13 protein-coding genes and 1 tRNA gene are annotated in these 22,285 nt (G+C 68.6%); 3 read left to right on the forward strand and 11 right to left on the reverse strand.

Annotated features, from left to right (window positions below; translation table 11 throughout):
- Position 1 precedes the first annotated feature (1 nt).
- The 4 genes from murB to ISN75_RS07780 form a co-directional block, all read right to left on the reverse strand.
- Positions 2–1,030, reverse strand: coding sequence for a UDP-N-acetylmuramate dehydrogenase (gene murB / locus ISN75_RS07765; RefSeq protein ID WP_168647719.1), 1,029 nt, complete (start codon positions 1,028–1,030; stop codon positions 2–4).
- A 31-nt stretch (positions 1,031–1,061) separates the two neighbouring features.
- Positions 1,062–2,099, reverse strand: a complete 1,038-nt coding sequence (locus ISN75_RS07770; RefSeq protein WP_343818988.1) for a quinone-dependent dihydroorotate dehydrogenase — start codon at positions 2,097–2,099, stop codon at positions 1,062–1,064.
- 11 nt (positions 2,100–2,110) lie between these two features.
- Positions 2,111–2,878 (reverse strand): class I SAM-dependent methyltransferase, encoded by a 768-nt coding sequence (locus tag ISN75_RS07775; RefSeq protein WP_343818989.1) that lies wholly within the window; start codon positions 2,876–2,878, stop codon positions 2,111–2,113.
- A gap of 79 nt (positions 2,879–2,957) precedes the next feature.
- Positions 2,958–4,493: an aldehyde dehydrogenase family protein gene (locus ISN75_RS07780; protein ID WP_167255572.1), complete on the reverse strand. Its 1,536-nt coding sequence runs from the start codon at positions 4,491–4,493 to the stop codon at positions 2,958–2,960.
- Positions 4,494–4,754: 261 nt separating this feature from the next.
- Between ISN75_RS07780 and ISN75_RS07785 the strand changes: the two genes are divergently transcribed.
- Positions 4,755–5,837 carry an acyltransferase family protein gene (locus tag ISN75_RS07785; protein WP_168647664.1) on the forward strand — a complete coding sequence of 361 codons (1,083 nt, stop codon included), beginning with the start codon at positions 4,755–4,757 and terminating at the stop codon, positions 5,835–5,837.
- 29 nt (positions 5,838–5,866) lie between these two features.
- On the opposite strand, the gene ISN75_RS07790 is transcribed toward ISN75_RS07785, so the two are convergent.
- A tRNA-Arg gene (locus ISN75_RS07790) sits at positions 5,867–5,943 on the reverse strand.
- 243 nt (positions 5,944–6,186) lie between these two features.
- On the opposite strand from ISN75_RS07790, the gene ISN75_RS07795 reads away from it, so the two are divergent.
- Positions 6,187–8,646, forward strand: coding sequence for a membrane-bound PQQ-dependent dehydrogenase, glucose/quinate/shikimate family (locus ISN75_RS07795; protein WP_168647663.1), 2,460 nt, complete (start codon positions 6,187–6,189; stop codon positions 8,644–8,646).
- Positions 8,647–8,730: 84 nt separating this feature from the next.
- Here the strand turns inward: ISN75_RS07795 and ISN75_RS07800 are convergent, their stop codons facing one another.
- From ISN75_RS07800 to ISN75_RS07825, 6 genes are all read right to left on the reverse strand, one after another.
- Positions 8,731–10,146, reverse strand: coding sequence for a cytochrome B6 (locus ISN75_RS07800; protein ID WP_167255566.1), 1,416 nt, complete (start codon positions 10,144–10,146; stop codon positions 8,731–8,733).
- A 166-nt stretch (positions 10,147–10,312) separates the two neighbouring features.
- A complete protein-coding gene (locus ISN75_RS07805; RefSeq protein WP_343818991.1) occupies positions 10,313–11,899 on the reverse strand; it encodes a PepSY-associated TM helix domain-containing protein in 1,587 nt (528 codons plus the stop codon).
- A gap of 7 nt (positions 11,900–11,906) precedes the next feature.
- Positions 11,907–12,167 carry a hypothetical protein gene (locus ISN75_RS07810; protein WP_167255562.1) on the reverse strand — a complete coding sequence of 87 codons (261 nt, stop codon included), beginning with the start codon at positions 12,165–12,167 and terminating at the stop codon, positions 11,907–11,909.
- On the reverse strand, positions 12,164–12,424 hold the full coding sequence (locus ISN75_RS07815; RefSeq protein ID WP_167255560.1) for a hypothetical protein: 261 nt from the start codon (positions 12,422–12,424) through the stop codon (positions 12,164–12,166). The genes ISN75_RS07810 and ISN75_RS07815 overlap by 4 nt, the downstream gene beginning before the upstream one ends.
- Positions 12,425–12,427: 3 nt before the next feature.
- A complete protein-coding gene (locus ISN75_RS07820) occupies positions 12,428–14,614 on the reverse strand; it encodes a TonB-dependent siderophore receptor (protein WP_343818993.1) in 2,187 nt (728 codons plus the stop codon).
- Positions 14,615–14,884: 270 nt separating this feature from the next.
- Positions 14,885–15,358 carry a RidA family protein gene (locus tag ISN75_RS07825; protein ID WP_343818995.1) on the reverse strand — a complete coding sequence of 158 codons (474 nt, stop codon included), beginning with the start codon at positions 15,356–15,358 and terminating at the stop codon, positions 14,885–14,887.
- A 424-nt stretch (positions 15,359–15,782) separates the two neighbouring features.
- On the opposite strand from ISN75_RS07825, the gene ISN75_RS07830 reads away from it, so the two are divergent.
- Positions 15,783–22,145 carry an autotransporter-associated beta strand repeat-containing protein gene (locus ISN75_RS07830; RefSeq protein WP_343818997.1) on the forward strand — a complete coding sequence of 2,121 codons (6,363 nt, stop codon included), beginning with the start codon at positions 15,783–15,785 and terminating at the stop codon, positions 22,143–22,145.
- The last annotated feature ends 140 nt before the right edge of the window (positions 22,146–22,285 follow it).

Consider the following 22,285-nt stretch of genomic DNA (forward strand, 5'->3'; position numbering starts at 1 on the left):
TTTATCCCTTGCCGACGACCACCGGTTCGGGCTCTAACGTCACACCGAACCTGGCGTGCACACCGGCGATCACCTTCTGCGCGAACGCCCACAGCTGGGCGCCGCTGGCCTGGCCGTGGTTGACCAGCACCAGCGCATGGCGGTTGGAGATGCCGGCGTCGCCGTCGCGCTGGCCCTTGAAGCCGGCCGCTTCGATCAGCCAGGCGGCGGAGAGCTTCCAGCGCCCGTCCGCGCCCGGCCAGGCGGCCAGTTCCGGATGGTCGCGCTTCAGTGCTTCGCCCACGGCCGCAGCGACGACGGGATTCTTGAAGAAGCTGCCGGCATTGCCGATCACCGCCGGGTCCGGCAGCTTGCGCGTGCGGAGGTGCACCACCGCCTCGGCGACGTGGAACGGCGCGGGCTTGTCCACGCCCATGCGCGCCAGTTCCTCGCGGATGCCGGCATAGTCCAGGCGCAGTGCGTGCGCGCGGGGCAGGGCGAAGCGCACCGCGGTGACGATGTAGCGGCCGGGTTCGCGCTTGAACAGCGAGTCGCGGTAAGCGAAGGCGCAGTCGTCGCGGCTCAGCACCGCCACGCGGCGCTCGCGCGTATCCCAGGCTTCCACGCTTTCGATGAACTCGGCCACTTCGGTGCCGTAGGCGCCGATGTTCTGGATCGGCGCGGCGCCGACCGTGCCGGGGATCAGGATCAGGTTTTCCAGGCCGGCGAAGCCCTGGCCCAGGGTCCAGCGCACGAAGTCGTCCCAGCGCTCGCCCGCGGCCACCGCGATGCGGGTGAGCTCGCCTGCCTGCTCCACCTGCACGCCGCGGTTGGCCATGGCCACCACGGTGCCGTCGACGTCGCCGGCCAGCAGCAGGTTGCTGCCTTCGCCCAGCACCAGCAGCGGGCCGCTGCGCACGGCGGGGAAGTCCAGCAGCTCCGGCAGCCTGGCCGCTTCGGTGACCTCGGCCAGCAGGCGCGCGCGCGCATTGACGCGCAGCGTGTTGCGCTGGCCCAGCGGGGCGTTTTCGATCAGCGCGTAGCCGCCCATGTCGGTGCGTTCCGGCGGCAGCGCGTAGCGGTCAGCCGGCATCGTCGTGCTCGCCCTGGCGGCGGATTTCGTCCACGCATTCGCCGATCAGTTCCGGGCCGCGATACACCATGCCGGAATACAGCTGCACCAGCGCCGCGCCCGCCGCGATCTTGCCGGCCGCATCGGCGCCGTCGAGGATGCCGCCCACGCCCACGATGGGCACGCGCTCGCCCAGGCGGCGGCGCATGCCGCGCAGCACTTCGGTGGAGCGCGCATACAGCGGGCGCCCGGACAGGCCGCCGGTTTCGTTGCCGTGCGGCGAGCTGGCCACCGGGCCGCGCTCGATGGTGGTGTTGGTGCAGATCAGGCCGTCGATGCCGGTGGCGAGCAGCACCTCGGCGATGCCGTCCAGCTCCGCCTCGGCCAGGTCCGGCGCGATCTTCAGCAGCATCGGCTTGCGCTGGCCGGACTGCGCGCCCAGGCGCTCCTGCGCCTCGCGCAGCGTTTCGATAAAGCGGCGCAGCGTGGCTTCTTCCTGCAGGTCGCGCAGGCCCTGGGTGTTCGGCGAGGAGATGTTCACCGTCACGTAGCTGGCGTGCGCATACACGCGCTCCAGGCAGAAGAGGTAGTCGTCGACCGCCTTGTCGTTCGGCGTGTCCTTGTTCTTGCCGATATTGATGCCCAGCACGCCGCGGTAGCTGGAGCGCTGCACGTTGCGCACCAGCGCATCCACGCCGGCATTGTTGAAGCCCAGCCGGTTGATCACCGCCTCGTGCCGCGGCAGGCGGAACATGCGCGGCTTGTCGTTGCCCGGCTGCGGGCGCGGCGTGGTGGTACCCACTTCGACGAAGCCGAAGCCGAGCGCGCCGAGCGCATCGAGATGGTCGGCGTTCTTGTCCAGGCCGGCGGCGAGGCCGACCGGGTTGGGGAAGTCGATGCCGAACACGTGGACCGGCAAGGCCTGCGGCGGCCGGGCCAGCACGTGCAGGAAGTTGCTGCGGTGGGCCACGTCCAGCCCGTACAGCGTGACGCGGTGCGCCGTTTCCGCGTCGAGCGCGAACAGCAGGGGGCGAAGATAGGAATACATGCGTGCGGTGCTTAGCCTGGGTGGCCCACGTAGACGCGGGTGTCGTAATCGAAACTGATCTGGCCGTCGCGCGCGGTGGCGTCGAACAGCTCGCGCAGCGCCTGCATCATCGGCGCGTGCTGCGGATGGTCTTCCTTCGGCGCATACGAGGAGGACATCAAGCGCCCGCGCAGGCTGTCGAAATCCAGCTGCTGGCGATGCTCGAAACTGCCGCTGCCGCGGTAACCGTCGCCGAACCAGGCGCGCATGCGCGGCTCGTCGGCGTAGCGTTCGGCCACGCTGGTGTAGTCGGTGCCGTAGCGCTGCAGCAGCGCCTCGTAGCCTTCCAGGAACGGCGTGCCGGTCAGGCGGCGGCTGTTCCAGTAGATCGCCGCCAGCCCGTGCGGGCGCAGGATCCGCGCGAACTCGTGGCGGGTGGCGTCTTCGTCGAACCAGTGGAAGGCCTGCGCCACCGACACCAGGTCCACGCTGTGCGCGGCCAGGCCGGTCTTGTCGGCGCGGCCGTCCAGGGCGCGGAAGTGCTGGTCCAGGCCCAGCCATTTCTCCGCCGCCGCGCGCATGGCGGCATTGGGTTCCACCGCGATCACGCGGTAGTCGGCATCGAGAAACAGCTTGCTGGAGATGCCGGTGCCGGCGCCGACGTCGGCGACCAGCCACTGCGGCGTCACGCCGTGCTCGCGCTGCAGCCAGTCCAGCATCGCCCTGGGGTAATCCGGGCGGTAGCGGACGTAGTCCTCGACGCGGTTGCTGAATCGTTCCGTGGCTTGCAGATCGGTCATGGCGCTAGTCCTTGGGACCTCAGGGAGCCACCGTTACCTATGGAAAAAGCGCCCGGCGCGTGGCCGGGCGCCGTCGCACTTACAGGTCGAACTTGATGCCCTGGGCCAGCGGCAGCGAATCCGAATAGTTGCTGGTGTTGGTCTGGCGGCGCATGTACACCTTCCACGCGTCCGAACCGGATTCGCGGCCGCCGCCGGTCTCCTTCTCGCCGCCGAAGGCGCCGCCGATTTCCGCACCGGAGGTGCCGATATTGACGTTGGCGATGCCGCAGTCCGAGCCGGCCGCGGACAGATACTGCTCCGCCGCCTTCAGGTCGCGCGTGAAGATCGCCGAGGACAGGCCCTGCGGCACGTCGTTCTGCAGCTCGATCGCTTCGTCCAGGCTCTTGAACGGCATGATGTAGAGGATCGGCGCGAAGGTTTCCGTCTGCACCACCTCGTCGCTGTTCTTGACGCCGGCGACGATGGTCGGCAGCACGAAGTTGCCCTTGCGGTCGGTGAGCGCGGCGCCGCCGGTCAGCACCTTGCCGCCGCTGGCCTTGGCCTTCTCCACCGCGCCGAGATACGCCTGCACGGCGTCCTGGCTGTTGAGCGGGCCCATCAGGGTGGTGGCCAGGGTGGGGTCGCCGATCTTGCCTTCCACCTGCTTGTAGGCGGCGACCAGCTTGTCGGTCACTTCGCCGACGATGGACTCGTGCACGAACAGGCGGCGCGTGGTGGTGCAGCGCTGGCCGGCGGTGCCGACCGCGCCGAACACGATGGCCGGAATGGCCAGCTTAAGGTCGGCGCTCGCGTCCAGGATGATGGCGTTGTTGCCGCCCAGCTCCAGCAGCGAGCGGCCCATGCGGCGCGCCACGCGCTCGCCGACCATGCGGCCGACCTTGGTGGAACCGGTGAAGCTGATCAGCGGGATGCGCTTGTCGTCGACGAAGCCCTGCGAGAGGTCGGTGCCGGCGTCGTTGAACAGGAAGAAGATGTCCGGGAAGCCGCCGGCCTGCAGCGCCTCGTTGCAGATCTTCATGGTGGCGATGGCCGACAGCGGGGTCTTCGGCGACGGCTTCCAGATGCAGATGTCGCCGCAGATCGCCGCGAGGAAGGCGTTCCACGCCCACACCGCCACCGGGAAGTTGAACGCGCTGATGATGCCGACCAGGCCCAGCGGGTGGTACTGCTCGTACATGCGGTGGCCGGGGCGCTCCGAATGCATGGTGTAGCCGTAGAGCATGCGGCTCTGGCCCACCGCGAAGTCGGCGATGTCGATCATCTCCTGCACTTCGCCGTCGCCTTCGGGCTTGATCTTGCCCATCTCCAGCGCGACCAGCGAGCCGAGGGCATCCTTGTGCTTGCGCAGCGCTTCGCCGCACAGGCGCACGGCTTCGCCGCGGCGCGGGGCCGGGGTGGTGCGCCAGGTCTTGAAGGCTTCCTGGGCGCGCTTGACGATGGTTTCGTAGTCGGCGGCGCTGGAGGCGTGCACGGTGCCGATCACCTCGCCGGTGGCCGGATTCACCGGCTGCAGCGCGCCGGCGTCCGCCGTGCGGGACCATTCGCCCTGGCCGAGATAGGTGCCGGAATGCTCCGCGCCGATGCCGAGCGCCTTGAGGATTTCGTGGGACATGCTTGCTCCTGGACCGTGGCGCCTGGGGGCGCGGAGGTGGTTTGGGATGGGTGATTAGGGATGGGTGGAAAAGGGCAATTCTAGCAGGCCGGCACGGGTAGGCCCGAGGCACGGCCGGCGGCGGCGGATGGTGCGCCGCGCCATCGGGCCGGCAGGGCCTCACCCGGGGGGATTTGCGTGACAGGGATACGACATGGTTCTGGCGTATCCTCCGCGCGGAAAAAAACGGCCGCGGCCCTGCCGCCGTTGCGAGGAGTCCTCTTGAAGACGTTCGAAGCGATATGCGCGGAACGCGCAGACCAGCAGTCCAACAACTTCCTGCTGCTGCGCCTGCTGGCGGCGATGCTGGTGGTCTACGGCCATTCGTTCCGCCTGGCCGCGGAATGCGCTTCCTGCGTGGACCTGGCTTCGCTGGTGTCGCGCGACCCGGAAATCCTCAGCCACCGGATCGGGCTTTTCATCTTCTTCGTGATCAGCGGTTTCCTGGTGACCAAGAGCTGCGTGGAAAGCCGTTCCGCCGCCAGCTATTTCGCCAAGCGCGCGCTGCGCATTTTTCCGGGCCTGATCGTCTGCGCGCTGGTGATGACCTTCGTGCTGGGCACGGTGTTCACGTCGCTGAGCCTGCCGGAGTATTTCTCCTCGCCCACCACCTGGCGCTATCTGCTCACCAACGCCACCACCTATCGCATCGCGGGCGATCTTCCCGGCGTGACCTTGCGCGACGGCGCCTTCGCCGGCGTGATCAACGGCAGCCTGTGGACCATCCCGGTGGAGGTGCGGCTGTACATCCTGGTGGGCCTGGCCGCGCTGGCGGCGTACAAGTCGCGCGCGGCGTTGAATGCGCTGGCCGTGCTGCTGATCGCATCCGCGTTCTTCGACTTTCTGCCGATGATTGCGCATGGGGTCTGGGAATATAAGCTCGCGGCGATGTTCTGCTTCGGCGGCCTGGTGTACGTCAACCGCCGCTTCATTCCCTACAGCCCGGCGCTGGCGGTGGCGCTGCTGGCGATGACCTTTCTTTCCGCCGATACCCGCGCGTTCTATCCGCTGTGCTATCTGACCCTGGCCTACGGCACGCTGGTGATCGGCTACGGACGCAAGCTGGCGCTGCCGCGCTGGATCGACGACTACAGCTATGGCGTCTATCTCTACGCGTTTCCCATCCAGCAGGTGATCGCGCATTACCTGCCGTCGGCCGGTCCGTACAAGATGTTCGTGCTGGCCGCGCCGCTGGCGCTGCTGGCCGGCATGCTGTCCTGGCGGCTGGTGGAGGCGCCGGCGATGGCGCTCAAGCAGCGCATCGCGCGCAGGCCGCTGGAGCCGGTGGCGGGCGAGGCCGCTTAGTGACAAGCCGGCCCGCCGCCAGCGAAGAGTGGTGCCCCCGATACGATTCGAACGTACGACCTTCCCCTTAGGAGGGGGACGCTCTATCCAACTGAGCTACGGGGGCAACGGGCGGCAAGTATAGAGGAAGCGGACCCGGCGCGAGAAAGCGGCGGGGCGGCGTGCTTTTTCCCAGCGCGTACGCGGTCGGCCCGCGCGGCTCGGTGTGCGTTCATCGGCATGCGCCATAGTCGGGCGCTGCGGCAAGCACGCGCTTGGCGTCACGAAACCCCAACGGCGGCTTGCCGACCATGTGGCGCGGGCCATCTGGCGATGCCCCGCCGTTCGATACGCGACAAGGGAAGAGCGAATGGAGACGAAGTCCCGACCGGCCGCCGCGCTGTGGATCACCGCGGCAGTGTTCGTACTCCTGGGCCTGGCCCTGCTGGCCGGTGGCGCGTGGCTGCTCGTGCTCGGCGGTTCGCCGTACTACGTGCTGGCCGGCGCGGTGCTGATCGCCACCGGCTGGCTGGCGTGGCGAGGGAGCGGCCTGGCGCTGGGCCTGCACGCGCTGCTGCTGCTTGCCACCTTGCTGTGGGCGATCTACGAGGTGCGCTTCGACTGGTGGCAGCTGGTGCCGCGGCTGGCGGTGTGGTTCGTGCTGGGCGCGTGGTTGCTGTTGCCGTGGGTGTCGCGGCGCCTGGAGCCGGATCCGGAAGCGGCCTTGCGCTGGGCGACGGGCACCTTGCCGCTGTGGGTGGCGATGGCCGCAAGCGTGGCGGTGGGCGCGGTGGCGTACTTCACCGACTACCACACGCTCGCCGGCGCCATGGCCGACGAGAGCGTGGGCGCGCCTCCGTCCGCCGATGCCACCGGCACGCCGCCGAACGACTGGACCGCCTACGGCCGCTCCGGCTACGGCGACCGGTACGCGCCGGCCGCGCAGATCACGCCGGAAAACGTCTCGAAACTGCAGGTGGCGTGGACCTTCCACACCGGCGACCTCAAGGGCCCCGGCGATCCCACCGAGATCGCCAATGAAGTGACCCCGCTGAAAGCCAACGGCATGCTGTACCTGTGCACGCCGCACAACATCGTGATTGCGCTCGATCCCGACACCGGCAAGGAACGCTGGCGCTACGACCCGAAGATCAACCGCGATGCCAAGGGCTATCAGCACATGATCTGCCGCGGCGTGGCGTATCACGATTCCGGCGCCTATGCCGCGCAGGCTGCGGCCGAAGGCGTGGCGCCGGTGGCGCCGCCGCCGACGCCTAAGGGTGCGGTGGTGGCCGAGGCGATCCATTTCGACAGCTGCCCGCGCCGCATCTTCGCGCCCACCGCCGATGCCACCGTGATCGCGCTCAATGCCGACAACGGCCAGCCCTGCACCGACTTCGGCGACCACGGCGCGATCGGCTTGAACCAGGGCATGGCGATGACGCGGCGCGGTTTTCTCAATCCCACCTCGCCGCCCACGGTCACGCGCAATGTGCTGATCGTGTCGGCCAGCGTCACCGACAACGAATCGACCGACGAACCCTCCGGCGTGATCCGCGGCTACGACGTCACCAGCGGCAAGCTGCTGTGGAACTGGGATGCGGCCGATCCCGCCAGCACCGAGCCGCTGCCGGCCGGCGCGCACTACAAGCACAATTCGCCGAACTCGTGGAGCGTGTCCAGCGTCGACGAGAAGCTCGGCCTGGTCTATATCCCGATGGGCAACCAGACGCCGGACATGTGGGGCGGCGACCGCTATCCCGAAGGCGAGCGTTTCAGCAGCGCGATCGTGGCGCTGGAGATCGCCACCGGCAAGCTGCGCTGGGTCTACCAGACCGTGCATCACGATCTGTGGGACATGGATATCGGCGGCCAGCCCAGCCTGGTCGACCTGGACACGCCGCAGGGCAAGCGGCCGGCGCTGGTGGCGTCGACCAAGCGCGGCGATATCTACGTGCTGGACCGGCGCGACGGCAAGCCCATCGTGCCGGCGCCGGAGCAGCCGGTGCCGCAGGGCGCGGCCACCGGCGACCGCACTTCGCCCACGCAACCGTTCTCCGCACTGAGCTTCACGCCGGAGCGTCCGCTGCGCGAAGCGGATATGTGGGGCACCAATCCCTATGACCAGCTGGTGTGCCGCATCAAGTTCAAGCGGCTGCGCTACGACGGCATCTTTACGCCGCCCTCGGAACAGGGCTCGCTGGTGTATCCGGGCAACTACGGCGTGTTCGACTGGGGCGGCGTGGCGGTGGATCCCGCGCGGCAGCTGCTGGTGGGCAATCCCAACTACATGGCCTTCGTGTCGCGGCTGATCACGCGCGAGAAGGAAGAAGCCAAGAGCGCCAAGGGTTCCACCGGCGTCGAGCACGGCCTGCAGCCGATGCAGGGCACGCCGTTCGCGGTCGACCTGCAGCCGCTGCTGTCGCCGCTGGGCATTCCCTGCCAGGCGCCGCCGTGGGGCTATGTGGCGGCGGTGGACCTGCGCACCATGCGCAAGGTGTGGATGCATCGCAATGGCACGGTGGTGGACAACGCGCCCCTGCCGATTCCGCTGCCGCTGGGCGTGCCGAGCCTCGGCGGCATGATCGCCACCGGCGGCGGCGTGGCCTTCATGGGCGCTGCGCTGGACGACTATCTGCGTGCCTACGACGTGCGCGACGGCCGCCAGCTGTGGCAGGCGCGGCTGCCCGCAGGCGGGCAGGCGACGCCGATGAGCTATGTCTCCGACCAGACCGGGCGGCAATACGTGGTGATCATGGCCGGCGGCCATGGTTCGCTGGGAACGAAGATGGGCGACGCCCTGGTCGCCTATGCGCTGCCCAAGCCGTAGGTTGGGGTGACAACCCCAACATCGCTGCGCATCGTGGATGCGACGACGTTGGGTTATCACCCCAACCTACGCCGGCGTTGATGCCTACAGCACCCGCATGAACGCCACCAGGTCCTGCTTCTCCTGCTCGTTCAACTTCGTGCCCAGCACCAGGTTGAAATACTCCACCGTGTCGTCCAGCGTCAGCAGCCGCCCATCGTGCAGATACGGCGGCGTGTCCTTGATGCCGCGCAGCGCGAAGGTTTTGATCGGGCCGTCCGCGCCGGCCATCATGCCGTTGATCATGCGTGGCTTGTAGAAGCGCTCCGCCTGCAGGTTATGCATGTTGCCGTCGGTGTAGTAGGGCGGCGTATGGCAGCCGCTGCACTGGCCCTTGCCGAAGAACACCGCCTGCCCGCGCAACTCCTGCTCGCTCGCTTTCGCGGGATCGAGCTTGCCGTCCCAGGCCAGCTTGGGCGCGGGCGGGAAATCCAGGATCTCCTGGAACTCCGCCATGAAATGCACCTGGCTGCCGCGCTCCAGAATGTTCACGCCCTTCTTGGTGGCGATCACCGGATCGCCGTCGAAGTAGGCCGCGCGCTGTTCGAACTCGGTGAAATCCTCCACCGTCTTCAAGGCGCGCTGCGAGCCGAACAGCCGCTGGATGTTCACGCCGCGCAGCGACGGTGTCTCGATGCGGTGGCGGAATTCCTGCGGGCGGATGTCACCCACCAGGTGGGTGGCGCCATTGGTGCTGCCGTTGGCATGGCAATCGAAACAGGCCACGCCCAGGCTGGGCCGCGCGGAACGCCGGTCGCCGGTGGCATTGAACTGCTGCTGCGGAAACGGCGTGACCAGCAGGCGCAGGCCTTCCAGCTGCTTCGGATTGAGAAGGCCGTTGAACAGCTCGTAGTAATTGTCCAGCGTGACCAGCTTGCCCTTGGAGACATCGCCCAGGTCCGGGCGCGTGGTGAGGAAGATCGCTTGCGGGAACTCCGGCAGGATGTGGTCCGGCAGGTCGAAGTCCAGGTCGAAGCGGGTCAGGTCGCGGTTGTCCTGCTGCTTGATCCGCTCGATCTCGAAATGCGGAAACACCATGCCGCCTTCGGGATGGTTGGGATGCGGCAGGGGCAGGAAGCCGGACGGAAACAGGTCCTTGCTCTTGATCTCGTCCGGCGACAGGTCGGCCAGCTGCTGCCAGCTGGTGCCGGAGCGGAGTTTCACGCGTACGCCTTCCTGCACCGGCTTGCCGCGCGACATGGTCACGCCTTTGGCCGGCTTGTCGGCAAGGTCGTAGCGTTCCTGCAGCAGGTTCTTCTGGCGCTGCATGACGCCGGCCTTGGCCTGCGACATGCGTTGCATGGTGGTGGCGAAATCCGGTTCGATCACCGGCGCGTAGCTGCTCGGCGGCGGCTTGCGGGAAGAGTCGGCTTGCTGGCTCTGCACCGATCCGGCCACGGCGAAGGTCACGGCGATCGCCAGCGCGAGTCGCCGTCCGTGCTTTACGGTTGCGCGTTTCATGGGGCCTCCCTTGCGTTGGGTAGCAGGCGGCCTGACGTGTCCCCCTTGGTAATGAAGCCGCCTGCCGCGAGCCTATGCCTCGCCGGCGGCCATGAATAATTGATTGATCGAATTGCACCGATCGATGATTTCTATACGCGTGAAGTACGCGTGACCGGCAGGTTCTTCAGACTTCGGCGTGCATGCCTGGCCGAGCGGAAGAGGCGGCCCATACGCTATGGGCATCCCCATGCAGCGCACGCTGCCGGCTGGCCCGCGCCAGCCACGCAAAGCCGATGCCCAGGGCGATGCCGGTGAGGTCCACGCCCAGCACCGCCAGCGACTGCGGCGTCCATGGCTGGCTCCACGCCGGCGCGTTACGGATGAGGTCGGCGATCGCCACCGCCACGTGCGCCGCCGCGGTGAACAGCAGCAACTCCACCGCGGCCCGCGCCACCGGACGCATGCAGGCATACGCCACCGCCAGCGCCACCACGCCATAGCAGGCGGCTTGCTGCGGCATGGCGGGATCGATGCCCAGCGCCTGCGCAAGCATCGTCGCCGCGAATGCCGCCGCAATCCCGGCGCAGGTGCCCAGGCACACGCCCAGGGTGGCGCGCGCCATCACCAGCGTCTTGCGCGGCTGTTCGGCGTGGCGGCGCTTGCGCCGCGATTCGATCCACAACAAATTGCCGGAATAGAACAGGAACGCGCCCGCCAGACCGAGCAGGAAATACAGCCACTGCACCGCGCGTCCGCCGAAGTTGCCGAAGTGCAGCGCATAGATCGAGGAATTGACCAGTCCGTTGACGCTGTGCGCGGCGCCCACGTGCTGCTCCAGCACCGCGCCGGTGGCGCCGTTGAGCGCGATGGTGCCGTAGGTGCCCAGCGTGCGCTCCGACACGCCGCGCACCTGCACCAGGGCGTTGGCGTCGCCGTAGTGGTCGTAGTGCACGTAGTCCGGTTCGAAGCGGGTGACGCCGAGCGACAGCGCCGAGGCGCGCGCGCGTTCGGTCAGCGCCTCGGCCGAAAGCATCGGTGCCGCGCGTCCGCTGGCCTGCACCGTCGGCGCGGTGCTGATCGCCTTGGCGAAGGCATCGTCCAGCTTGCCGTCGAAGGCGATCAGGTTGAGCGCGGCGAACAGCGGCACGAACAGGCACATCAGCGCGCCGGTCACCGCGAAAATGATGTGGAAGGGCAGGCTCAGCACGCCGATGGCGTTGTGCGCGTCCTGCCATAGCCGCTTGAGGTTGCGGCCGGGGCGCAGCGCGAACAGGTCGCCCAGCAGCTGCGGCAGGTGGATCAGCAGGCCGGAGATCAGCGCCAGGCCGTAGATCACGCTGACGATGCCCATCAGGTACAGGCCCACCACCGGAATGCCCAGCGAATCGTGCAGCGCGTAGACGAAGTCGGCCAGTTGGCCGCGGGTGGCGCCGGCGTCGTCGGTGGGGCGGTCCAGCTTGTCGGCGGTGGCGAAATGTTCCTCGCCATCGTTCCAGTACGCATACGGACCCTGGGCGGTGCCCGGCGGCGCCAGCACGATGCCGAAATCCTTGGCGGCCTTCGGATGCGCGGCGAGCAGGCGGTCGATCATGGTCTGCACGGAGACGTCGCGCGCCGGTTCGCTGCGCCACGGCGGGCTTTGCCACAGCGCGATGTCGTGATGGAACACGGTGAGCGCGCCGGCATAGAACGCCACGAACAGCGCGAAGCCGGCGAGCAGGCCGGCCCAGGTGTGGACGGTCTGGAAGGTGCGGATGGTGGAGGATTTCATGCGGGCCTCAGGCGCCGGCGACGTGGCGCGACAGCCACAGCAGAGCGAACGCCGCGCCATTGGCGGCAGCCAGCATCAGCCAGGCGCGCGCGCCGCTGCGGAACATATAGCTGCCCGCCATCACGCCCACCCACAGCGGGAAGAACAGCAGCAGCACGGGAATCAACCAATCCTGCCCATGCCCGGGCAGCCAGAACAGGCACAGCGCCAGCAGCATCCCCGACAGCGGAAAGCCGAGCACGGTGCCGGCCAGGCAGCGCGCGATCATCGCCGCTCCCCGCGCGAGGCATACCACGCCGCGTAGGGCAGGCCGACCCAGCCGAGCATCAGTGCGGTAAGCGCGGTGAACAGCCCCGCGCCCAGGCCCAGCACGTCGATCCACGCACCGGCGCCGCTGGCCGCGAACGCCAATGCCGCCAGCCGTATCCACGACGGCAGCGGCCGGGCGCGCAGGCGCTGCTGCGGGCTGGCCAGGTAGAACAGCAGCGCGCTGGCGAAACACAGCAGGAGGGCGGCGGGCACCATGGTTCAGAACCGGTACGTCACGTTCAACTGCCAGTTGGTGGGCGCGCCGTAGTAGCCCTGTGCCCAGTACAGGCTGGCGATGTATTTGCGGTTGGTGAGGTTGTCCAGGTTGAGCGTGGCGCTCCACGAAGGATCGAAGTCGTAGCGCGCCATCAGGCCAAGCAGCGCATAGCTGCCCTGGGTGGTGTAGATCTCGCGGCCCTGCGTATCCAGCGCCAGCTGGTCGCGCACGATGCGGTCCTGCCAGCGCAGCGAGCCGCCCACTTTCAGGCCGGGCATCCACGGCAAGCGGTAGGTGGTGTGGATGCGCAGCGTGCGGCGCGGCACGTAGGTGCGCACGTTGCGGTCCTGGTCGTCCTCGATGCCGAGCTGGGTGATGCCGGCGCTGGCTTCCCAGTCCGGGGTGATCTGGCCGGCGAGATCGAATTCGTAGCCGGTGGAGGTGGCGTTGATGCCGCGGTAGTAGTTCTGCGCGGTGGCCGGGTTGATGCCCACCGATTCGGCGTAGTTGTTCTGGCGCGAGCGGAATACCGCGAACGAGGCGTTGAGGCGGTCGTCCATCCAGGCGCCCTTGATGCCGGCTTCGAGATTGTCGCCGGTGACCGGCGCGAGCACGCGGTTGTTGACGTCCACTTCGGTCTGCGGATTGAACAGCTTGGCGTAGCTGGCATACAGCGAGTAGTGCGCGTTGAGGTCGTAGACCGCGCCGACGAAGGGCGTGGCCTTGGTTTTCTCGTACGCATGCGGCACGCCGTAGTTCTGGCCGGTGCTCTCGACATGGGTGAGGGTGGCGCCGGTGATCAGCTTCAGCGAGTCGGCCAGGTTCCAGCGCGCGGTGGCATAGGCGCTGCGGCGGCGGATGTGGAACTGCGCGCTGTTGTAGTAGGCGTTGAAGGCGGGCTTGGCGTAGCGGCCGTTCCAGTCCCACAGCGGCGGCAGCGCGGTGCCGATGTCGGTGGAGTAGCCGGAGAGCTGGTCCACGTCGCTCTTGCCCGCGTTCACGCCCAGCACCAGCTCGTGTTCGCGGCCGCCCAGCGAGAACGGGCCGCTGGCGTAGACATCGGCGTAGTACTGCTTCTCGGTGCTGTTGTACTGCGAGGGGTAGCTGAAGAGGCCCAGGCCGGTGGCCGCATCCGGCGTGCCATAGATGTAGAACAGCTCGCTGGCGCCGGCCAGGCGGCGGTAGTTGAGCGCGGCTTTCACGCTCCAGCCGTTGGCGAAGTCGTGCGACAGCGACAGGTAGGACTGCGTGTTGCTCATGTCCCAGCGCGACCAGTCGGCTGCGGTGCTGGTGGAGCGGCGGTAGTCGGTCGGCGTGCCGTCGGTGTTGTACAGCGGCAGCGCGCCCCACATCGGGCTCTTCGGCGCATTCTTCTGCCAGGTGATGCCGGCCGAGAGCAGGGTGTTGGGCGTCAGGTCCGCTTCCAGCATGCCGGCGGCTACTTTCTTGCGCACCGCATAGCGGTCGAGATAGCTGTCGCTCTGTTGATCGGCCAGTACCACGCGGCCGCGCACGCTCTTCGATGCATTGAGCGCGCCGGACAGGTCGCCGTCCAGCCGCCGGTTGTTCCAGCTGCCCACGGTGGCGCCCACGCTGCCCTGCAGGTCGGCGGTGGGGCGCTTGCGCACGAAGTCGATGGTGGCCGAGGGATTACCGGTGAACGAGAGCAGGCCGTTGGCGCCGCGCAGCACTTCGATATGGTCGTAGATGGCGGTGTCGATATCGCCTTCCTGCCCGCCGTTGGCGAACGGCATGCCCAGGCCGTCGGTCAGGAAGTTGGTGATGTCGAAGCCGCGCGCGCTGTAGTAGGTGCGGTCGGTTTCGATCTTCTCGACGTTGATGCCGGTGGTGCGGCCGAGCACGTCGTTGATGTTGTTCAGGCCGAAGTCGTCCATCTGCGCGCGCGTGACCACGCTCACCGACTGCGGCGTCTCGCGCAGCGACAGCGGCAGGCGCGTCGCACCGCTGGCGGCGGGCACGGTGTAGCCGTGGTCGTCGACATTGGCGGTGGCACTCACGCCTTCGAGCGTGGTGACGCGGCGCTGGTCCTTGTGGTCGCTGTCGGTGGCGGGCGGTTCGGTGGCGAGCGCCGGTGCGGCGAAGGCGAGCAGGCAGGCGAGGGCGAGAGCGCTGCGGTGGAACGAGGGAGAAGCGGGGGAGTGGCCGGCCACGGGTGCGTCCTTGGGCACGGTGCTTCCACGCGGGAGGCACCGTTGATGAAGAAGGAGCGGCTGGGTCGGCGGAGCGACGTGGCTTGCTGCGGGGTTGTCAGCCTCAAATGATAATGATTCTTATATGGAGAGGGCAAGTGTTTGGGCGGCTAAACGTGGCACAGCCGGATGAGGGGTGGGTGGTTGCGGTAGAAGATCGACGAAGCGTCGCTTGCTTTTGTGCTCCTGCTTCATCGCTCCGTAGGCCCCTTCACCCCGACCCTCTCCCCGCAGGGAGAGGGGGTAGCGTTACGGCACGACGGCCGTCGCTTCGACTTCCAGCAGCAAGCCCTCGCGCCCCAGCTTGCTTACCTCGACCAAGGTGCTCGCCGGCGGATGCCGCACGTCGACGTACTTGTCGCGCGCCGCACGCAGCGCTTTGAGCTGCGTCATGTCGGTGACGTACATGTTGAGCTTCACGACATTGCGGAAGCTCGCGCCCGACGCCTTCAGCGCCGTATCGATATTGGCGAAGACCTGCTCGGCCTGCGCCGCGAAATCGCCGGCGCCGACCAGGTTGCCTTTCGCATCCAGCGCGATCTGGCCGGACAGATACAGCGTGCGCGCGCCGGCCGGCACGTCCACCACGTGGGTATAGCCGGTGGGCTTGGACAAGCCGGCGGGATCGAGATAGCGCACGCCGGAGGGCGCATCGGCGGCATGGGCGCAGCCGGCGAAGGCGAGCGCGGCAACAGCGAGACAGCAGGCGGGACGTCGCGACACGGCACACTCCTGGCGTGGGGAAACGGCAGATCATAGCCAGTGCCCGCCGCCGCTGCTGCCGGGCGCATCACCGGCCGGAAGTTACATTGCCGGGCCACATGCGCGCGTGCACCATACGCCACGCGAGTCGACGGCCCGTCGCCATGGAGTGCGGCGTTCAGGCCCCCGGCTCGACAAGGGGGCGCTGTTCCTCCATCCGGCGGAAGGCACGGTGCAAAGTCGAATCCAGGGGATGTTGGTAGCGGTCGTTGGGGAACGCCGATGGAATCGCTTCCATCGCGCGACGCGAAGGCTTTGTGCTGCAAGCCGGTTCCGCACGCACCCCGAACGATCGGTCTATGCCATCCGCCCATGCTTGCTGCAAGCGGCCCCGGCGCCATGCCGCGAGTGGCCGATCGATCGACCCATAAACAGGGGTACCGCCATGAACCGCATCTACCGGCTCGTCTGGAATCGTTCGCTGCGCCTGCTGCAGGTGGCTTCCGAACTGGCGCATGCAAGCAGCGGCGTGTCCGGCCGAAGCGGGGCGCGGATTGCGCCCATGCTGCGCCCCCTCGCGCTGGCGGTGAGCTTGGCCATGATCTCGTCGACGGCGTGGGCCGCGTGCAGCTCCAACGCCAGCGATATTGCTTCCTGCAGCGCGCCGGGCGGCGCGGGCATTCCGCAACGCACCGGTGGTGGCGGCGCAGGCAACGGCAGCGGCGGTGGCGCGAGCGTGTTCAATTCAGGCACCGGCGCAACCGACCAGGTCGTCGGTGCGCCGGCGGGTGCCAATGGCGTAGGCGGCGCGGGCGCGGCGGGCGAGAACGCCGGCGGCGCCGGCGGCAGCGTCGGCACCACCGGCGGCGGCACGCTCGACATCACCGCCACCTCGAATGGCGGCACGGGCGCGGCCGGTGCCAACGGCTTCAATTTCGCCAGCGGCGGTGGCGGCGGCGGTGCGGGCGTGACGTTTACCGCTGCCGGCATCCAGTTGAACGTGCAGGGCGGCGCGGCGGTGGCGGGCGGCAGCGGCGGCGCGGGCGGCAACGGTACCAGCGGCGGCGCCAGCAATGGCGCGGGCGGCGGCGGCGGCGGTGCCGGCGTGCTGGCGGTGGCGGACGATGCCGACATCCAGATCGATGGCCAGGTCACCGGCGGCTCCGGCGGCGCGGGCGGCAGCGGCGGCAACAACGGCGGCGGCGGCGCGGGCGGCGATGGCGTGCTGGTGCTGGGCCAGAACAGCTCGACCACCAACAGCGGCAGCATCCAGGGCGGCAACGGCGCGGTGGCAGGCACCGGCAGCGCCGACAACTCCGCGCACGGCGGCAGCGGCGGTGCGGGCGTCAACCTGGTCGGCCAGTTCGCTACGCTGCAGAACGACGGCAGCATCGCCGGCGGCAACGGTGCCGTGGGCGGACAGGGCGGCATCGGCGTGGTCACCTGGAACGGCAACACCATCGTCAACGGCCCCGGCGGCAGCATCAGCGGCGGACTCAACCCGGACGGCAGCACCGCACTGGCGATCCAGTTCAACGGCACCGGCAATGCGCTGACCATGTTCGACGGCAGCAGCATCACCGGCGGCATCGACCTCGCCGCGGGCGCGCAGGCGCGCGTGTTCGCGCAGGACGTGAACATGGTGCTGGACAACGCGATCACGCTCGGCGCCGGTTCCATCCTCACCGGCGACATGGATGGCGCGGATGGGCTGCAGTTCTCCGGCCCGATCTCCGGCGGCGGCGCATTGGCGGTCATCGGCTCGGGCACGCTCACGCTCTCCGGCACAGGCACCTATACCGGCGGCACCTCGATCGACACCGGTTCCACCTTGCAGATCGGCAACGGCGGCACCACCGGTTCGATCGTCGGCAATGTGCACAACCTGGGCACGCTCGCCTTCAACCGCAGCGATGCGGTATCGCTGGGCGGCGCCATCGATGGCACCGGCAATCTGGAACAGAACGGCAGCGGCACGCTGACGCTGTCGGGCGTCAATACGTACACCGGTTCCACCACCATCAACAGCGGCACGCTGGCGCTGAGCGGCAACGGCAGCATCGCCGCTTCGAGCGGCGTGGCAGTGAACGGTAACTTCGATATCAGCGGCACCAACGCCGGCGCTTCGGTAACGGCCATCAGCGGCGCCGGCAATATCCTGCTCGGCAGCAAGACGTTGACGCTGACCAATGCGAGCGGCAGCTTCGACGGCGTCGCGAGCGGCAGCGGCGGCCTGTCGATCGCCGGCGGCGCGCAGACGCTGACCGCCGCGCAGGCCTATACCGGCGCGACCGGCATCGGCGCCGGTGCGACGCTTGCGTTGACCGGCGCGGGCAGTATCGCTTCGTCATCGCTGGTTACTGCCGATGGCAGCTTCGATATATCCGGCACCACGGCCAGCGGCAGCAGCATCGCATCGCTCGCCGGTGCGGGCTCGGTCGTGCTGGGTGCCAAGGATCTGACCCTGACCCAGGCCAGTTCGCAGTTTGCCGGTGTCATTTCCGGCTCGGGCGGCGTCACGGTAGCCGGCGGCACGCAGGGCTTTTCCGGCGTCAACACCTACACCGGCCAGACCGCCATCGATGCCGGCGCCACGCTGGCGCTGGCCGGCGCCGGCAGCATCGCCAGTTCCAGCGGCCTGGTGAATAACGGCAACTTCGATATTTCCGGCAGCAGCGGCAGCGTGGCGATCGCCGCGCTGACCGGCAGCGGCGCGGTGGCGCTGGGTTCGCAGTACCTCAACATCACCGACGCCAGCGGCGATTTCGCGGGCGGCATCGCGGGCAGCGGTGGCCTGACCATCGCGGGCGGCACGCAGACACTGAGCGGCAGCAATGCGTATACGGGCCAGACCACCGTCGCCAATGGCGCCCTGCTCGCGCTCATCGGTACGGGCAGTATTTCCAGTTCGGCAGGCCTGGTATTGAACGGCGGCGGTTTCGACATCTCCGGCACCAGCAGCGGCGCATCGATCACCCGCCTGGCCGGCAATGGCAATGTCGCGCTGGGCGCGCAGACGCTCACGCTGACCGACGGCGGCGGCACCTATGCCGGCGTGATCGGCGGCAGCGGCGGGCTGACCGTCAGCGGCGGCACGCAGACGTTTTCGGGCGTGCAGGCATACACCGGCGCCACCAGCATCGGCAGCGGCGCCACGCTGGCATTGAGCGGCCCGGGCAGCATCGCGGCGTCCAGCGGGGTGGCGAGCGATGGCATCTTCGATATCTCCGCCACCAGCAATGGTGCGAGCATCCGCACGCTGACTGGGAGTGGCGCGGTCGATCTCGGCGCGCAGCAGCTGACGATTACCCAGGCCAGCGGCAACTTCAGCGGCGCCATCGGCGGCACGGGCGGCATCGGGATCGGCGCCGGCACACAGACGCTGAGCGGCAACAACGGCTATACCGGCGCCACCGCGATCGACAATGGCGCCACGCTGGCGCTGAGCGGCGCCGGTTCCATCGCGCAATCCAGCGGTGTGGCGAACCACGGTACGTTCGATATCGCGGGAACGACCGCGGGTGCGAGCATCCAGCAGCTTTCCGGCAGCGGCGCCGTCACGCTCGGTGCGCAGACGCTCACCATCGCCAATGGCGGCAGCGCGTTCGACGGCATCATCTCCGGCAGCGGCGGGTTCACCATCGCGGGTGGCGCGCAATTCCTCAGCGGCGTCAACGCGTATACCGGGCTGACCACCATCGACAGCGCCGGCACGCTGGCCTTGTCCGGCAACGGCAGCATCGCGGCGTCGAGCGGGGTGGTGGCGAATGGACTGTTCGACATCACGGGTGCGACGAACGGCGCATCCATCGCCACGCTCAGCGGCAGCGGCGCCAACAGCCAGGTCAACCTGGGCTTGCGCACGCTCACCTTGACGCAGGCGGCCGGCAACTTCGGCGGCAACATCACGGGCGCGGGCGATCTGGTCGTGGCCGGCGGCACGGAGACGCTCAGCGGCAGCAATGCCTATACCGGCGCCACCACGATCCAGCAGGGGGCCACGCTGGCGTTGGCGGGGACGGGCAGCATCGCGGCGTCGAGCGGCGTGGCGAATGGCGGAAGTTTCGATATCTCGGGCACGACGGCCGGTGCGAGCATCAAGGCGCTGACGGGCCATGGCGGCGTGAATCTCGGTGCGCAGACATTGACGCTGACAGGCGCGAGCGGCAGCTACGACGGCGCGATGACGGGAACCGGCGGCGTTGCCATCACCGGCGGCACGCAGGTTTTCAGCGCCGCGCAGGCGTACAGCGGCCAGACCGCGATCGGCACCGGCGCCACGCTGGCACTGACCGGCGCGGGCAGCATCGCTTCCTCCAGCGCGGTGACGGTCGACGGCACGCTCGACGTGACGGCCGCGAACACCGGCGCGACGATCCACGCGCTTGGCGGCGGCGGTGCGGTGAACCTCGGCAGCCAGGCGCTCACGCTGGTGGGCAGTGGCCAGTTCGATGGCGCGATTTCCGGTGCGGGCGGTTTGAATGTCACCGGTACCGAAACGCTGACGGGCAATAACGCCTATACCGGCGCAACGACCGTCAGCGGCGCTCTCGCGCTGCAGGGCGGCGGCAGCATCGCGGCATCCAGCGGGCTTGCGCTGGCGAACGGCACCTTCGATATCGCCGCGAGCAGCAGCGGCGCATCGGTCGCCAACCTCACCGGCACGGGCAGCGTGAATCTCGGCGGCAGCGTGCTGACGATCATGCAGGCCGCCGGCACGTTCGACGGGGTGATCGGCGGCGCGGGCGGACTGACGCTGGGCGGCGGCACGCAGACGCTGACCGGCGTGAACACCTACACCGGCGCGACCACTATCAACGGCGCCACGCTGCTGCTGCAGGGCGGCGGCAGCATCGCGGCATCGAGCGGCGTCACGCTCGCCAATGGCAACTTCGATATCTCGGCGACCACGTCCGGTACGTCGATCGCCGGGTTGGCCGGTACCGGCAGCGTGAATCTCGGCAGCCAGTCGCTGACCCTGACGCAGGCGAACGGCAGCTTCGGCGGAGCGATCGGCGGTACGGGCGGGCTGAGCTTGAGCGGTGGCACGCAGACATTGACCGGCGCCAATACCTACACCGGCGCCACCACCGTCACCGGCGGCACCCTGGCCCTGGCCGGCAGCGGCTCGCTGGTGCCGGCGACGGCGCTCGCCTTGAACGGCAGCGGCGCGAGCTTCGATATCTCCGCCGCCGGCGCGCAGACCATCGCCACGCTGGCCGGCGTCGGCGGCAGCCGCGTGGCGCTCGGCGCCAACACCTTGAACCTCGGCGGCGGCACGTTCGCCGGCAGCTTCACGGGCAGCGGCGTGTTGAACAAGCAGGGCAGTGCGGTGCTGACCGTCAATGGCGACAGCAGCGCGTTCACCGGCAAGACCAATGTGACGGCTGGCACGCTGGCGGTTGGCGATGCCAGTTCGCCCGGCGCGGTTCTCGGCGGCGACGTGGCGGTGGGCGCGCAAGGCAAGCTGCAGGGCCATGGCAGCATCACCGGCAGCGTCACCAACGACGGCATGGTGGCGCCGGGTGGATCCATCGGTACGTTGACGGTGGCCGGCAACTACGCGCAGTCGGCGAACGGCACGCTGTCCATCGAAGTGAGTCCGACCGATGCCTCGTTGCTGAAGGTGGGCGGCAACGCCAGCCTGGGCGGCACGCTGGCGCTTATCTACGATCCGGGCACTTATGCCGCGCACCAGTACACCATCGTGACGGCGGGCGGCAGCGTCACCGGCACGTTCGGCAACGTCACCAATACGTATGCCAATGGCGCCGCGCTCGGCACGCTTACGCCCACGGTCACCTACGGCGCGAACCAGGTCGGCCTGAACCTGGCGACGCCGACCGGCCCGAGTGGGCCGACCGGGCCAACCGTGATCGCACCCACGCAGACCTCCAACTACGCCGCGCTCGGCACCGCCGCGCTGCTGCGCGCGCAGTCCGCCAATGCTTCGCTGGTGGATCGCGCGCTGCTCGATGACCGGTCGCGCAAGGGCGACGGCCTGTGGGTGACCGCATCGGGTGCCGGCACCGATATCGAAGGACGCAGCGGGCAACCCGGTTTCCACATGGACCAGTACGGCCTGATGATGGGTGTGGATCGTCCGCTGGGCGATGCCACCGTCGGCGTTGCGGCGGGCTTCTCGCACAGCAACCTGCGCGAGAACGTGACCGGCGACACCGCGCAGACCGACACCGTGCGCCTGGCCCTTTACGGCGCGCAGCCGCTGGGTGCGGTGCGCCTGTCCGGCACGGTGGGCTACGCCTTCGACGACCTCTCGCAGAAGCGCAACTTCGGCGGCATCGGCGTGGCCGAAGGCGATCACGTGGGGCACGAATTCACCGCGGCGCTGCAGGCGGCCATGCCGCTTGCGGTGGGCGGCGGCACGCTGACGCCGAGCATCGGCGCGCGTTACGCCTACTTCCACGGCAATGCCTTCGGCGAAGACGGCGCGCGCGGGCAGAACCTGCGCGTAGGCGTGGACAGCGCGCGCAGCCTGCAGCCGTATGTCGGGCTGTCGTTCGACCGGTCCTTCGACAACGACGGCAAGCCGCTGGATCTGCAATTGCGCGCCGGCTACGCCACCGAAACCGCCGGCCGCCACCGCGGCGTGACGGTGGCGGCGCAGGACGGCACCTTGTTCGCCGCACCCGGCACGGATCTGCCGCGCTCCTACGCCACGCTGGGCGCGAGCGTGGCGATGCATCCGACGCGGGCGTCGACCTTGTCGCTGAGCTACGACGCGCTGCTCAAGGTGGGGCATGCGTCGGCGCAGGCGGCGTCGGTGACGTTCAGTTACCGGTTCTGAGGCGAGGGAGCGCCGGTCGGACTTCTGTCCGGTGCTGGTTGCTGAGTCGATAGAGCTATTCCAATGATTTGGATAGCTCTATCGTCTAAAAAATCAACTCCATTGTTGATTATCAACGAGTGAGTTGATATTCATCCCCC

Origin of the sequence: Dyella marensis (genome assembly GCF_049532885.1) — a bacterium.
GTDB lineage: Bacteria > Pseudomonadota > Gammaproteobacteria > Xanthomonadales > Rhodanobacteraceae > Dyella_D > Dyella_D marensis.